This window comes from Streptomyces flavalbus (assembly GCF_042674625.1).
Classification (GTDB): Bacteria; Actinomycetota; Actinomycetes; order Streptomycetales; family Streptomycetaceae; genus Streptomyces; species Streptomyces flavalbus.
In genome coordinates this window covers 6081268-6095651 of the sequence record NZ_JBHTEB010000001.1, presented here as the reverse complement: position 1 = coordinate 6095651, position 14384 = coordinate 6081268, and the positions used below count along the sequence as shown (strand labels likewise).

The 14384-nt window shown below is 73.8% G+C and carries 10 protein-coding genes; 4 read left to right on the top strand and 6 right to left on the bottom strand.

Features of this window, described 5'->3' with window-relative positions; genetic code table 11:
* The first annotated feature begins 65 nt into the window (after positions 1 to 65).
* Both ACFQZ6_RS27355 and ACFQZ6_RS27350 read left to right on the top strand, forming a co-directional pair.
* Positions 66 to 1667, top strand: coding sequence for an AMP-binding protein (locus tag ACFQZ6_RS27355; RefSeq protein WP_381613892.1), 1602 nt, complete (start codon positions 66 to 68; stop codon positions 1665 to 1667).
* Between the two features lie 27 nt (positions 1668 to 1694).
* Complete coding sequence (locus ACFQZ6_RS27350) at positions 1695 to 2507, top strand: PaaX family transcriptional regulator (RefSeq protein WP_381613889.1); 813 nt, start codon at positions 1695 to 1697, stop codon at positions 2505 to 2507.
* An 11-nt stretch (positions 2508 to 2518) separates the two neighbouring features.
* On the opposite strand, the gene ACFQZ6_RS27345 is transcribed toward ACFQZ6_RS27350, so the two are convergent.
* Together ACFQZ6_RS27345 and ACFQZ6_RS27340 are read right to left on the bottom strand one after the other, a co-directional pair.
* Positions 2519 to 4807: a bifunctional salicylyl-CoA 5-hydroxylase/oxidoreductase gene (locus ACFQZ6_RS27345; protein WP_381618685.1), complete on the bottom strand. Its 2289-nt coding sequence runs from the start codon at positions 4805 to 4807 to the stop codon at positions 2519 to 2521.
* A 2-nt stretch (positions 4808 to 4809) separates the two neighbouring features.
* Positions 4810 to 5637 carry an enoyl-CoA hydratase family protein gene (locus ACFQZ6_RS27340; RefSeq protein WP_381613886.1) on the bottom strand — a complete coding sequence of 276 codons (828 nt, stop codon included), beginning with the start codon at positions 5635 to 5637 and terminating at the stop codon, positions 4810 to 4812.
* A gap of 297 nt (positions 5638 to 5934) precedes the next feature.
* Here ACFQZ6_RS27340 and ACFQZ6_RS27335 point away from each other — a divergent pair, with 297 nt between their 5' ends.
* Complete coding sequence (locus tag ACFQZ6_RS27335) at positions 5935 to 6375, top strand: ATP-binding protein (RefSeq protein WP_381613883.1); 441 nt, start codon at positions 5935 to 5937, stop codon at positions 6373 to 6375.
* A 12-nt stretch (positions 6376 to 6387) separates the two neighbouring features.
* Here the strand turns inward: ACFQZ6_RS27335 and argF are convergent, their stop codons facing one another.
* Positions 6388 to 7395: an ornithine carbamoyltransferase gene (gene argF / locus ACFQZ6_RS27330; RefSeq protein WP_381613880.1), complete on the bottom strand. Its 1008-nt coding sequence runs from the start codon at positions 7393 to 7395 to the stop codon at positions 6388 to 6390.
* 94 nt (positions 7396 to 7489) lie between these two features.
* Complete coding sequence (locus ACFQZ6_RS27325; RefSeq protein WP_381613878.1) at positions 7490 to 8713, bottom strand: arginine deiminase; 1224 nt, start codon at positions 8711 to 8713, stop codon at positions 7490 to 7492.
* 265 nt (positions 8714 to 8978) lie between these two features.
* Here ACFQZ6_RS27325 and ACFQZ6_RS27320 point away from each other — a divergent pair, with 265 nt between their 5' ends.
* A complete protein-coding gene (locus ACFQZ6_RS27320; protein WP_381613875.1) occupies positions 8979 to 10295 on the top strand; it encodes a cation:proton antiporter in 1317 nt (438 codons plus the stop codon).
* Positions 10296 to 10341: 46 nt separating this feature from the next.
* Here the strand turns inward: ACFQZ6_RS27320 and ACFQZ6_RS27315 are convergent, their stop codons facing one another.
* Entirely contained in the window at positions 10342 to 12888 is a 2547-nt protein-coding gene (locus tag ACFQZ6_RS27315) for a polynucleotide kinase-phosphatase (RefSeq protein ID WP_381613872.1), read from the bottom strand.
* Positions 12885 to 14351 (bottom strand): 3' terminal RNA ribose 2'-O-methyltransferase Hen1, encoded by a 1467-nt coding sequence (locus ACFQZ6_RS27310; RefSeq protein WP_381613869.1) that lies wholly within the window; start codon positions 14349 to 14351, stop codon positions 12885 to 12887. Before ACFQZ6_RS27310 ends, ACFQZ6_RS27315 begins: the two co-directional genes overlap by 4 nt.
* Positions 14352 to 14384: the final 33 nt, after the last annotated feature.

Below are 14384 nucleotides of genomic sequence, written 5' to 3'. Positions count from 1 at the left end.
ACTGTCGTCACCAACGCGCTACGCTCCAGTTGACCCCACGCCGCCCACCCGAGGGGGCGCACCCCATGGCCGGTCCCACCCGTTCCGCCCACGTCGACACCTTCGCGCGGGACCACCTCCCGCCCCCCGACCAGTGGCCCCGCCTCCACTTCGACCTGCCGGAACTGCGCTACCCGGAGCGGCTGAACTGCGCCGCCGAGCTGCTGGCGGGCGCCCCGCCCGACCGCCCCGCCTTCCGCACCCCCGCCGGTCCGACCTGGACCTACGGCGACCTGCGCGCCCGCGTCGACCGGCTCGCCCATGTCCTCACCGACGAACTGGGCGTCGTACCCGGCAACCGGGTGCTGCTGCGCGGCCCGACCACGCCGTGGCTGGCGGCGTGCTGGCTGGCCGTGCTGAAGGCGGGCGCGGTCGCGGTGACCGTGCTGGCCCAGCAGCGCCCCGGCGAGCTGCGCACGATCTGCGAGCTGGCCCGGGTCCGGCACGCCGTGTGCGACAGCCGCTTCGTCGACGACCTCGCCAAGGCGGAGGTGCCGGACCTGCGGATCGCCACCTACGGCGGCGACGGCCCCGACGACCTGCTCAACCAGGCCGTGCCGACGGCGCCGTACCGGGCCGTCGACACCGCCGCCGACGACGTCGCGCTGATCGCGTTCACCTCCGGCACCACCGGCCGCCCCAAGGGGTGCGCGCACTTCCACCGGGACGTCCTCGCGATCGCCGACACCTTCTCCCGGCACGTCCTCAGACCCCGCGCGGACGACGTGTTCGCGGGCAGCCCGCCGCTCGGGTTCACCTTCGGGCTCGGCGGGCTGGTCGTCTTCCCGCTGCGGGCCGGGGCCAGCGCGCTGCTGCTCGAACAGGCCGGTCCCGACCGGCTGTTGCCCGCGATCGCCGAGCACCGGGTCTCCGTGCTGTTCACCGCGCCCACCGCGTACCGGGCGATGCTCGGCGCACTCGACGGCCACGACCTGACGTCCCTGCGCCGCTGCGTCTCGACGGGCGAGAACCTGCCCGCCGCCACCTGGCACGCCTGGCACGAGCGCACCGGGCTGCGGATCATCAACGGCATCGGCGCCACCGAACTGCTGCACATCTTCGTCTCCGCCGCCGACGAGCGCATCCGCCCCGGCACCACGGGCCTGCCCGTCCCCGGCTGGCAGGCGCGCGTGCAGGACGCCGACGGGCACCCCGTGCCGGACGGGGAGCCCGGACTGCTGGCGGTGCGCGGGCCGGTCGGCTGCCGCTACCTCGCCGACCCCCGGCAGCGGGAGTACGTCCGCGACGGCTGGAACATCACCGGCGACACCTACGTCCGGGAACCCGACGGCTACTTCCGCTACGTCGCTCGCGCCGACGACATGATCATCTCGGCCGGGTACAACATCGCCGGTCCCGAGGTCGAGGACGCGCTGCTGCGCCACCCCGACGTCGTCGAGGCGGCGGTCGTCGGCCGACCCGACGAGGCCCGTGGCACGGCGGTCGTGGCGTACGTCGTCGTCCGGGACGGCGCACCGCGCGACGGCGACGCGCTGCGCGCCTTCGTCAAGGCGGAGCTGGCGCCGTACAAGTGCCCGCGCGAGGTCGTCTTCCTGGACGCGCTGCCCCGCACCGCCACCGGCAAGCTCCAGCGGTTCCTGCTGCGCACCCCGGATGACCAGCGGTGATCCGGACGTCAGGGCACACGCCGTAAGATGATCAACGTGTCCGACCACCCTGCTCCTCGGTCTCTCATCGTCACGCTCTACGGCGCCTACGGCCGGTTCCTGCCCGGCCCGATGCCCGTGGCGGAGCTGATCCGCCTGCTGGCGGCGGTGGGCGTGGACGCGCCCTCGGTCCGCTCCTCGGTCTCCCGCCTCAAGCGGCGCGGCCTGCTGGCACCCGCCCGCACCGCCCAGGACACCGCCGGGTACGAACTCTCCGCCGAGGCCCGGCAGTTGCTCGACGACGGCGACCGGCGCATCTACGCCACCGCCCCCGCGGACGACGAGGGCTGGGTGCTCGCCGTGTTCTCCGTGCCGGAGTCGGAGCGGCAGAAGCGGCACGTCCTGCGCTCCCGGCTGGCCGGGCTCGGCTTCGGCACCGCCGCGCCGGGCGTGTGGATCGCGCCCGCCCGGCTGCACGACGAGACCCGGCACACCCTGGAGCGGCTGCGCCTGGACGCCTACGTCGACCTGTTCCGCGGCGAGCACCTCGGCTTCACGCCGACCGTGGAGGCCGTCGCCCGCTGGTGGGACCTGGCCGCGATCGCCAAGCAGCACGAGGCGTTCCTCGACCGGCACGCGCCCGTGCGGGACGCCTGGCGGCGGCGGGCCGACACCCCGCCCGAGGACGCCTACCGCGACTACCTCCTCGCCCTCGACGCCTGGCGCCACCTCCCCTACGCCGACCCCGGCCTCCCGGCGCACCTGCTCCCCGCCGACTGGCCCGGCGCCCGCTCGGCCGCCGTCTTCCGGGAGCTGCACGAGCGGCTGCGGCACGCGGGGGCCCGGTTCGCCGGACTGTGACCCTGCCGACCTCAGTCCGGGCGGTCGGCGAGCGTCAGGCGGGGCTTGGGGGCGTCCGTGCGGCCGGTGCGGGGCGGGCGGCTGCCCGCGCGGTACGGGGCGGGCCAGACGGCGCCCGGACCCTCGTAGCCCTGCTCGGCCGCCGCGTGCAGGGTCCAGTGCGGGTCGTACAGGTGCGGGCGGGCGAGGGCGCACAGGTCGGCGCGTCCGGCGAGGACCAGGGAGTTGACGTCGTCCCAGGACGAGATCGCCCCGACCGCGATCACCGGGACGCCCGCCTCGTGCCGGATGCGGTCGGCGTACGGCGTCTGGTACGAGCGGCCGAACTCCGGGCGTTCGCCGGTGACGACCTGCCCGGTGGACACGTCGATCGCGTCGGCGCCGTGCGCGGCGAAGGCGCGGGCGACGGCGACGGACTCCGCCGCCGTCGTGCCGCCCTCGGCCCAGTCGGTGGCGGAGATCCGCACCGTCATCGGCCGGTCCTCGGGCCACACCGCGCGTACGGCGTCGAAGACCTCCAGCGGGAAGCGGAGCCGCCGCTCCAGTGAGCCGCCGTAGGCGTCGGTGCGGCGGTTGGTCAGCGGGGAGAGGAACCCGGAGAGCAGGTAGCCGTGCGCGCAGTGCAGCTCCAGCAGGTCGAACCCGGCGCGGGCGGCCCGGCGCGCGGCGGCGGCGAACTCCTCGCGCAGGTCGGTGAGCTGGGCGCGGGTCAGCTCGCGCGGGGTCTGGCTGTCCGGCCGGTACGGCAGCGGTGAGGCGGCGACCAGCGGCCAGTTGCCGTCGTCGAGGGGCTCGTCCATGCCCTCCCACATCAGCTTGGTGGAGCCCTTGCGTCCGGAGTGGCCGAGCTGGACGCCGATGGCCGTGCCCGGGGCGTGGGTGTGCGCGAAGTCGGTGATCCGCCGCCACGCCTCCGTCTGGCGGCCGTTCCACAGTCCGGCGCAGCCCGGGGTGATCCTGCCGTGCGCGCTGACGCACACCATCTCCGTCATCACCAGCCCGGCGCCGCCGAGGGCGCGGGCGCCGAGGTGGGCGAGGTGGAAGTCGCCGGGCACGCCGTCGACGGCCGAGTACATGTCCATGGGTGAGACGACGACCCGGTTGCGCAGGGTCAGGCCGCGCAGCCGGAACGGCGTGAACATCGGGGGCGTGCCGGGCGGGCAGCCGAAGGCGCGCTCCACGGACTCCGTGAAGCGGGCGTCGCGGAGCCTGAGGTTGTCGTGGGTGACGCGGCGGCTGCGGGTGAGCAGGTTGAACGCGAACTGCCGGGGCGGCTGGTCGACGTACCGGGCCAGGTCCTCGAACCACTCCAGGCTGGCGCGGGCGGCCCGCTGGGTGGAGGCGACGACGGGGCGGCGTTCGGCCTCGTAGGCGGCGAGCGCGTCGGCCGTCGTCGGCTGCTCCTGGAGGCAGGCGGCGAGCGCGAGGGCGTCCTCGACGGCGAGTTTGGTGCCGGAGCCGATGGAGAAGTGCGCGGTGTGGGCGGCGTCGCCCAGCAGGACGACGTTGCCGTGCGACCAGCGGTCGTTGACGACCGTGCGGAACGTCGTCCACGCCGAGGTGCCGACGCGCAGCGGGTGCCCTTCGAGGGCGTCGGCGAAGATCTTGGCGCAGCGGTCGACGGACTCCTGGACGCCGAGTTCCGCCAGGCCCGAGGCCCGCCAGACCTCCTCGCGCATCTCGACGATCACCGTGGAGGCGTCGGGGGCGTAGGGGTAGCCGTGCAGTTGGAGGACGCCGTGGTCGGTCTCCGCGATGTCGAAGCGGAACGCGTCGAACGGGAAGTCCGTGGCGAGCCAGATGTAGCGGCAGCGGTGCGGGGTGACCCGCGGCCCGAAGGCGTCGGCGTACGCCTCGCGGGTGCCGCTGTGCACGCCGTCGGCGGCGATGACGAGGTCGTGGGTCTCGGCCAGCCAGGTCGGGTACGGGGCCTCGGAGCGGAAGCGGAGGTCCACGCCGAGGGCGTGGCAGCGGTCCTGGAGGACCTTGAGGAGACGGTGTCGGCCCAGGGCGGCGAAGCCGTGGCCGCCGGAGGTGTGGTGGGTGCGGCGGTGGGTGACGTGGATGTCGTCCCAGCGGGTGAAGTGGGGCTGGAGGGCGTCGTGGACGGCGGGGTCGGCGTGTTCGATGCCGCCGAGGGTCTCGTCGGAGAGGACGACTCCGAAGCCGAAGGTGTCGGTGGGGGCGTCGCGTTCCCAGAGGGTGACGTGGCGGGTCGGGTCGAGTCGTTTCAGGAGGGCGGCGGCGTAGAGGCCGCCTGGGCCGCCGCCGATGACCGCTGTGCGGTGCGGGGTGGGCATCCCTACCGTCCCTGCCACTTGGGAGGGCGTTTCTCCTTGAACGCCCGGTGGAACTCCGCGTAGTCGTCGCCGTTCATCAGCAGCGCCTGGGTTGCCGCGTCCAGTTCGATCGCCGTCGCCAGCGGCATGTCCAGTTCCGCCGTCAGGAGGGCCTTCGTCTGGGCGTACGCCAGGGCCGGGCCCTGGGCCAGGCGGTGGGCCAGGGCCCGGGCACTCTCGTCGGCCCGGCCCTCCTGCGTCAGTTCGCTGATCAGGCCGATGCGCTCGGCCTCGGGGGCGTGCACCGGTTCGCCCAGCATCAGCAGGCGGGTGGCGTGGCCCAGGCCGACGACCCTCGGCAGGAGGTACGCCGCGCCCATGTCGCCGCCGGAGAGGCCGACGCGGGTGAAGAGGAACGTGAACCGGGCGGTGGGGTCGGCCACCCGGAAGTCGGCGGCGAGGGCGAGGACCGCCCCGGCGCCCGCCGCGATCCCGTGCACGGCGGCGATCACCGGGAACGGGCACTCCCGTACCGCGCGGACGACCTGCCCGGTCATGCGGTTGAAGTCGAGGAGCTGGGCGGTGTCCATGGCGAGGGTGGCGCCGATGATCTCGTCCACGTCGCCGCCGGAGCAGAAGCCGCGGCCCTCCCCGGCCAGCACCAGGGCGCGCACGGCCCGCTCCCGGGACAGCTCGGTGAGCAGGTCGCGCAGGTCGGCGTAGGCGCCGAAGGTGAGCGCGTTGAGCTTGTCGGGGCGGGCGAGGGTGACCGTGGCGACGGAGTCGGTGTGGTCGACGCGCAGGTGTTGCCAGCGGGGGGTGGGGGTGGCGGAGCCGGTGAAGGGACTCATGGCCTCTGCTCCTCGGAGTTGCCTGCTCCCTGAAGTTATCACCGGTTCGTGACTGTCGTCACGAGGGCGCGATACAGCCATTGTGCGGGGACAGCGGCCCGGCTTGTCACAACGTCACCGGACGTCAATAACGCCGTAACAGCGGGACCGGCCGGGCGAGGGCGGGCGTTCACCGGGGTAAGCCGCCGGGTGCGGGGCGCCCGTCGGGCGGTCAGGGCGACGGGCCCCGTACCATTCATCACGTTGAAGGCAAGGCGACACCCTGACCACGCCCTGCCGCCATGATCGGACCGCACCGTGCACGAACACCCCGCCGCCTCGGCCTCCTGGCGCATCGCACTGCCGCACACCGCGGCGGCGGTGCCGGTGGCCCGCGCCCTGGTCCGCACCGCGCTGACCGAGCTGGAGCACGGCGCCGACCGGGACACCGCCGAACTGCTGACGGCGGAGCTGGTGGCGAACGCCGTGGAGCACACCACAGGCGGGTCCCCGATAGAGCTGGTGGTCGAGCTGCTGCCGACCGGCTGCCAGGTGGAGGTGCACGACCCGGACCCGGCGCCGCCCGGCGACCTCACCCGGCCCTCCGGTGGCACCCCCGACCCCTGGCAGGAGCACGGGCGCGGGCTGCTGCTGATCCGCACCCTCAGCGCCTCCTGCGGGCACCGCCCCACCGGCAGCGGCAAGGCGGTGTGGTTCCGGCTGCCCGTCGTACCGCGGCAGCGGACGCGGCCCGCGTAGCGCCGGGGCCGCTCAGGCGAGCGTCGCGACCAGCAGGGCCTTGATGGTGTGCAGGCGGTTCTCCGCCTCGTCGAAGACGACCGAGTGGGCCGACTCGAAGACCTCGTCGGTGACCTCCAGGGAGTCCAGGCCGTGGGTCTCGAAGATCTCGCGGCCCACCTTGGTGCCGAGGTCGTGGAAGGCGGGCAGGCAGTGCAGGAACTTCACGCCGGGGTTGCCGGTGGCCCGCAGGACGTCCATCGTGACGGCGTACGGCGCGAGGGCGGTGATGCGCTCGTCCCAGACCTCCTTCGGCTCCCCCATGGACACCCACACGTCGGTGGCGACGAAGTCGGCGCCGCGCACGCCCTCGGCGACGTCCTCGGTGAGGGTGATCCGGGCGCCGCTGCCCTCGGCCAGCTCGCGGGCGCGGTCGACGATCTCCTGGGCGGGCCAGTACGACTTCGGGGCGACGATCCGGACGTCCATGCCGAGCAGGGCGCCGGTGACCAGGTAGGAGTTGCCCATGTTGAAGCGGGCGTCGCCGAGGTAGGCGAAGGCGACCTCGGGCAGCGGCTTGGCGGTGTGCTCGGTCATGGTGAGGACGTCGGCGAGCATCTGCGTGGGGTGCCAGTCGTCGGTGAGGCCGTTGTAGACCGGCACGCCCGCGTGGGCCGCCAGCTCCTCCACGGCCGACTGCTCGTCGCCCCGATACTGGATGGCGTCGAACATCCGGCCGAGGACGCGGGCGGTGTCCTTCACCGACTCCTTGTGGCCGAGCTGGGAGCCGGAGGGGTCGAGGTAGGTGGTGGAGGCGCCCTGGTCGGCGGCGGCGACCTCGAACGCGCAGCGGGTGCGGGTCGAGGTCTTGGCGAAGATGAGGGCGATGTTCCTGCCGCTGAGGTACCGCGTCTCCGTCCCGGCCTTCTTGGCGGCCTTCAGCTCGGCGGCCAGCTCGATCAGGCCGCGCAGCTCCTGCCCGGTGAAGTCCAGCTCCTTGAGGAAGTGGCGGCCGGTGAGGGCGGTCGGGACTGTCGCCATGAGAGGGCTCCGAGGGGGCGGGGGTGCAGTGACCTTGGAAGTCTATACGCACATCAGCATTTATATACAGCAGCAGGTGCGGTGCGGGCCGACCTCACACGGCGGCCCGCTCCACCGGGCAGCTCATGCAGCGCGGGCCGCCCCGGCCCCGGCCCAGTTCGCTGCCGGGGATCTCTATCACCTCGATGCCCTGCTTGCGCAGGTGCGTGTTCGTGGTGGCGTTGCGCTCGTAGGCGATGACGACGCCCGGCTCGACGGCGAGCACGTTGCAGCCGTCGTCCCACTGCTCCCGCTCGGCCGCGTGCACGTCCTGGGTGGCGGTCAGCACCCGGATCTCGCTCAGGCCGAGCGCGGCGGCGATCGCCCGGTGCATGTGCTCCGGTGGATGGTCGGTGACCTTCAGCTCCTTGTCCCCGGCGCCCGGCTCGATCGTGTAGGAGCGGAGCATCCCGAGCCCCGCGTACTGGGTGAAGACATCGCCGTCGACCATCGTCATCACTGTGTCCAGGTGCATCAGCGCCCGCCGCTTGGGCATGTCCAGCGCGACGATCGTGCGCGCGGAGCCCGCCGCGAACAGCTTGTGCGCGAGCATCTCCACGGCCTGCGGGGTGGTCCGCTCGCTCATGCCGATGAGGACGGCGCCGTTGCCGATGACCAGGACGTCCCCGCCCTCGATGGTGGAGGGGTAGTCGGCCTGCCCCTGTGACCAGAGGTGGAAGGTCTCCTCGCGGAACAGCGGGTGGTGCCGGTAGATCGCCTCGAAGTGCACCGTCTCGCGCTGCCGGGCGGGCCAGCGCATCGCGTTGATGGAGACGCCGTCGTAGATCCAGGCGGAGGTGTCCCGGGTGAACAGGTGGTTGGGCAGCGGGTCCAGCAGGAAGTCGTCCAGCTCCATGACGTGGAAGCGCACCGACACCGGCTCCGTGTGGCCCTCCAGGAATTCCCGCTTGGTCATCCCGCCGACCAGCGCCTCGGCCAGCTCCCGGGCGTCCAGGGCGTCGAAGGCGGCGCGCAGGTGCGCCGTGGCGAGCGGCCCGTACTCCTTCTCGTCGAAGACCCGGTCCAGGACCAGCGCACGCGCCGCGGGGACGGCCAGCGTCTCGGTGAGCAGGTCGCCGAAGAGGTGCACGGTGACACCGCGGTCGCGCAGGACGTCCGCGAACCCGTCGTGCTCCGCGCGCGCCCGCCGCACCCACAGCACGTCGTCGAAGAGCAGGGCGTCCTTGTTGCTGGGGGTGAGCCGCTTCAGCTCCAGGTCGGGTCGGTGCAGGATGACGCGGCGCAGCCGCCCGGCCTCGGAGTCCACATGGAATGCCATGCCTCCATCCTGACCAATCGGTCGCCTGTTCACCCCTGTATCGGGAGAGACCCGCTGTACCGGAAGGGGCCCGCGCCCCTCGGGCGCATCGGGGTCCGGGCCGCGCACGCCGCGGCCCGGTGACCGGCACGGCCCGCGGACCGTGCTCCCCGTGCCCCTGACGCAGTCCGCGTACGACGGTCAGTGAGACGTCACAGCGGGCCCCCGCCGCTCCTAGGCTCGGGGGGACGGACCGGGCGAGGTGCACGACGACGAGGGGAACCGGGTGGGTTCTGACGCGCTGATCAGCCATTTCGTGGGGGCCGCCGCCGTGGTCCTGGTGGCGGCCCACGCGGGCGGCTGGCTGGCCCGGCGGCTGCGGCAGCCGTACATCGTGGGCCAGTTGACGGCGGGCATCGCGCTCGGCCCGACCCTGCTCGGCACCCTGGCGCCCGGCGCGTACGACGCCCTGTTCCCCGCGGAGATCGGTCCGGCGCTGACCGGGTTCGCGCAGTTCTCGCTGGTGGTGTTCCTGTTCGCGGTCGGCTACGAACTGGACCTGCGGCTCCTCGGCGACCGGGCGCGTACGGCGGTGGGGGTCGCGCTGGCCGCGTTCCTGGTGCCGATGGCGGTGGGCGGCGGCTGCGCGCTGCTGTTCTCCGACTGGCTGCACGGGCTGGGGATGCCCCGGGAGCTGTCGCCGTCGATGGTGGTGTTCGCCGGGGTCGCGCTGTCGATCACGGCGGTGCCGGTGCTGACGGCGATCGTGCGGGAGAACGGGCTGGCGCCGACCGTGCCCGGCGTGGTCGCGGTCTCCGCCGCGGGGCTGCTGGACGTCATCGGCTGGACCGTGCTCGCCGGGACGCTGCTCGACGGGGGCGGCGGTGAGGGTGAGGGGCTCGGGTGGGCGGCGCGGGCGGGGCTCGCCGCCGGGTTCACGGCCCTGATGCTGCTGCTCGCCCGGCCGGTGCTGCGATGGCTGCTGTGGCGGCCCCGGGTGGACCCGTCGCTGCGGCTGGCGCTGCTGATCGGGTTCGCGCTCGGCTCGGCGTGGGTGACCCACTCGCTGGGCCTGCACGTCATCTTCGGCGCCCTGCTCGCGGGTGTCGTCACCCCCCGCGAGCAGGGCGGCACCCTGGACCCGGACCTCGTCCGGCCGCTGCACGAGGTGGGGCAACTGCTGCTGCCGTTCTTCTTCGTGCTGTCCGGGCAGTCCGTCGTGCTCACCGGGATCGACGGCGCCGGGTGGGCCACCCTCGCCGTGGTGACGGTGCTGGCGGTGGTGACCAAGGTGGGCAGCGGTACGGCCGCCGCCCGGCTCGGCGGGCTCGACCGGCATGACGCGCGGACCGTGGGGGTGCTGCTCAGCGCCCGCGGGCTGACCGAGCTGATCGCCCTCAACGCGGGCCTGCACGCGGGCCTGCTGAGCACCCCCCTCTACACGGTGCTGGTGTTCATGGCGCTCACCACCACGCTCCTCACCCAGCCCCTGCTCCACCTGGTCCGGCACCTCGCCGACCGCGACCGGCCGCTGACGGAACCGCACCCCGCGCACGCCCGCTCCCTGCCCAGCCAGCCCACGTCACGGACGCGGGCCGACTGAACGGACGCGGGGTCACGGCCGGGGGCGACCGGCCCCGGCTCCGGCGTCACAGCCGGGGGTCGACCGGCTCCGACTCCAGGGCGAGCACCCCGAACACCGCCTCGTGGACCCGCCACAGCGGCTCGCCCTCCGCCAGCCGGTCCAGGGCCTCCAGACCGAGGGCGTACTCGCGGACGGCGAGGGACCGCTTGTGGTTCAGGAACCGCTTGCGCAGGCGCTCGAGGTGGTCGGGGCGGGTGTACTCGGGGCCGTAGATGATCCGCAGGTACTCGCGGCCCCGGCACTTCACGCCGGGCTGCACGAGGCGGCCCTCCGGGGTGCGGACCAGCGCGCCGAGCGGCTTGACGACCATGCCCTCACCGCCCCGGCCGGTCATCTCCAGCCACCAGTCGACCCCGGCCGCCACCGACTGAGGGTCGCCGGTGTCGACGTACAGCCGCCGGGTGGTCTGGAGCAGACCGGTGCCGTCGTGCTCGACGAGGCGGTCGAGGAGCGCGAGCTGCTCGTCGTGCGGGAGGGCGGCGAGGCTGCGGCCCCGTACGGCGAGGATCTGGAACGGGGCCAGGCGGACGCCGTCCAGGCCGTCCGTCGTCCAGCAGTAGCGGCGGTACGCCTCGGTGAACGCGGTCGCCGCGTCCGCCCGCTCCCGCTGCCGGGCCAGCAGCCCGGCCACGTCGACGCCCCGCGCGGCGGCGCCCTCCAGCGCGGCCAGCGCGCCGGGGAACACCGCGCCGGACGCGGCGCCCACGGCGGCGTACTGCGACCGCAGCAGCCCGGACGCCTTCAGCGACCACGGCATCAGCTCCGCGTCGAGCAGCAGCCAGTCCGTGTCCAGCTCCTCCCACAGCCCGGCCTCGCCGACCGCCGTGCGGAGGCGGCCGAGGATCTCCTCGGTGACGGAGTCGTCGTCGAAGAACGGGCGCCCGGTGCGGGTGTAGAGGGACCCGCTGGGGCCGCCGTCCACGCCGAACCGCCGGGCCGCCGTCGCCGCGTCCCGGCACACCAGGGCCACCGCCCGCGAGCCCATGTGCTTCTCCTCGCACACGACCCGCGCGACCCCGTCCGCCGCGTACTGCGCGAACGCCTCCGCCGGGTGCTCCAGATAGCCGTCGACGTGCGAGGTCGGCGTGGGCGCCATGGTCGGCGGGAGGTACGGCAGCAGCCGCGGGTCGACCGCGAACCGGCTCATCACCTCAAGGGCCGCCGCCGCGTTCTCCTCCCGGATCGCCACCCGGCCCTGGTGCCGGGTCTCCACCACCCGGCGCCCGTGCACGTCCGCCAGGTCCAGCGGCCGTCCGTCGTGCCCGCCGGGCGCCTCCGCGCGCAGCGGCCTCACCGGCTCGTACCAGACCCGCTCGGCCGGTACGTCGACCAGCTCCCGCTCCGGCCAGCGCAGCGCGGTCAGCTTGCCGCCGAAGACGGCGCCGGTGTCCAGGCAGATGGTGTTGTTCAGCCAGCTCGCCTCCGGGACGGGCGTGTGCCCGTAGACCACGGCGGCGCGGCCCCGGTACTCCTCCGCCCACGGGTAGCGCACCGGCAGCCCGAACTCGTCGGTCTCGCCGGTGGTGTCGCCGTACAGGGCGTGGCTGCGGACCCGGCCCGAGGTGCGGCCGTGGTACCGCTCGGGCAGCCCGGCGTGGCAGACGACGAGGCGTCCGCCGTCCAGGACGTAGTGGCTGACGAGCCCGTCGATGAACTCCCGCACCTCGGCGCGGAACTCCTCGCTCTCCCCTTCCATCTGCGCGATGGTCTCGGCGAGCCCGTGGGTGTGCTGGACGTTGCGGCCCTTGAGGAAGCGGCCGTACTTGTTCTCGTGGTTGCCGGGCACGCACAGCGCGTTGCCCGACTTCACCATGGCCATCACGCGGCGCAGCACGCCGGGGCTGTCCGGACCGCGGTCGACGAGGTCACCGACGAAGACGGCGGTGCGGCCGTCCGGGTGCACGCCGTCGGTGTAGCCGAGCTTGCCGAGCAGCGCCTCCAGTTCGGACGCGCAGCCGTGGATGTCGCCGATGATGTCGAACGGGCCGGTGAGGTGGGTCAGGTCGTTGAACCGCTTCTCGGTGACGACGGTGGCGTGCTCGACCTCCTCGACGCCGCGCAGGACGTGCACCTTGCGGAAGCCCTCGCGCTCCAGGCCGCGTATCGAGCGGCGCAGTTCGCGGATGTGGCGCTGGATGACCCGGCGCGGCATGTCGGCGCGGTCGGTGCGGGCCGCGTTGCGCTCGGCGCACACCTGCTCGGGCACGTCGAGGACGACGGCGATGGGCAGCACGTCGTACCGCCGGGCCAGCTCGACGAGCTGGCGCCGGGAGTCCTGCTGCACGCTGGTGGCGTCGACGACGGTACGGCGACCGGCGGCGAGGCGCTTGCCCGCGATGTAGTGCAGCACGTCGAAGGCGTCCCTGGTCGCGCCCTGGTCGTTCTCGTCGTCGGAGACCAGGCCCCGGCAGAAGTCCGAGGAGATCACCTCGGTGGGCTTGAAGTGCCTGCGGGCGAAGGTGGACTTGCCGGAGCCGGAGGCGCCGACGAGCACCACGAGGGAGAGGTCGGTGACGGGCAGGACACGCCCCTCGGTGCGGTTCTCGCTCACGCTGCCTTCGCCTCCTTCGTGATCGTCTCGACGGTGAACACGGCCATCTGGGTGGGCGGGCCCACCTCGGGGTCGTCGGGGCCGACGGGCTGGAACGCGACGGCGTACCCGTGCCGGGCCGCGACCGCCTCGGCCCAGGCGCGGAACTCGGCGCGGGTCCACTCGAAGCGGTGGTCGCGGTGCCGGACGTGTCCGGCCGGGAGGGACTCCCAGCGGACGTTGTACTCGACGTTCGGGGTGGTCACGAGGACCGTGCGGGGGCGGGCCGCGCCGAACACCGCGTACTCCAGAGCGGGCAGCCGGGGCGGGTCGAGGTGCTCGACGACCTCGCTCAGCACGGCGGCGTCGTAACCCTTGAGGCGGCTGTCGGTGTAGGCGAGCGAGCCCTGGAACAGCCGTACGCGGGCGGCCTGCCGCTCCCCCATGCGGTCCAGCCTCAGCCGCCGGGAGGCGATGGTCAGCGCCCGCATCGACACGTCCACGCCGACGATCTCGGTGAACCGGGCGTCCTTCAGCAGCGCCTGCACCAACTGCCCCTGGCCGCAGCCCAGGTCGAGGACGCGGGCGGCGCCACAGGCGTGCAGCGCGGCGACGATGGCGTCCCGGCGCCGCACGGCGAGCGGCGTCGGCTTCTCCTCCGTCTCGGTCTCCGCCTCGACGGCGTTGTCGATCTCCGCGACGTCGGTGTCGTCGGTCTCGGCAAGCCGCACCAGCTCAAGCCGCTCCATCGCCTCCCGGGTCAGCGACCAGCGCCGGGACAGGTACCGGCTGGTGATCAGCTTCTGCTCCGGGTGGCCCGGCAGCCAGCCCTCGCCCGCCCGCAGCAGCTTGTCGACCTCGTCGGGCGCGACCCAGTAGTGCTTGGCGTCGTCGAGGACCGGCAGCAGCACGTACAGGTGCCGCAGCGCCTCCGCGAGGGTCAGCTCCGCCGACTCCAGGGTCAGGCTGACGTACCGCGAGTCCCCCCACTCCGGGAACGCGGTGTCCAGCGGCACCGGCTCGACGGTCACCGCCCAGCCGAGCGGCTCGAACAGCCGCCGTACGAGGTCCACGCCGCCGCGGGCGGGCAGCGCGGGCACCTCCACGCGCAGCGGCAGCGGCTCGGCGGCGCGCTCCGGGCGGGCCTTGCACACGCCGCGCAGCGCGCTGGAGAAGACGGCGCTGAGCGCCACCGCGAGCAGCGAGGAGGCCGCGTACGGGCGGTCGTTGACGTACTGCGCGAGCGCCGCGTCGGGCGCGCCGCCGCGGCCCTTGCCCTTGCCGCGCCTGACCAGCGCCACCGCGTCCACGTCCAGCAGCAGCGCCGCGGTGCAGCGTTCGGCGCGCGCCTCGGGGTAGAGGACGTGCGCCGTGCCGTAGGAGGTGGAGAACGCCTGCGCCCGATCGGGGTGCTTGTGCAGCAGGAAGCCGAGGTCGGTGGCGGGGCGTTCGGGGGTGCCGGTGGTGGTGAGGGTCAGGAACATGTGCTCGAGTGTTCCAGAGCCGGGGGCGGTGAC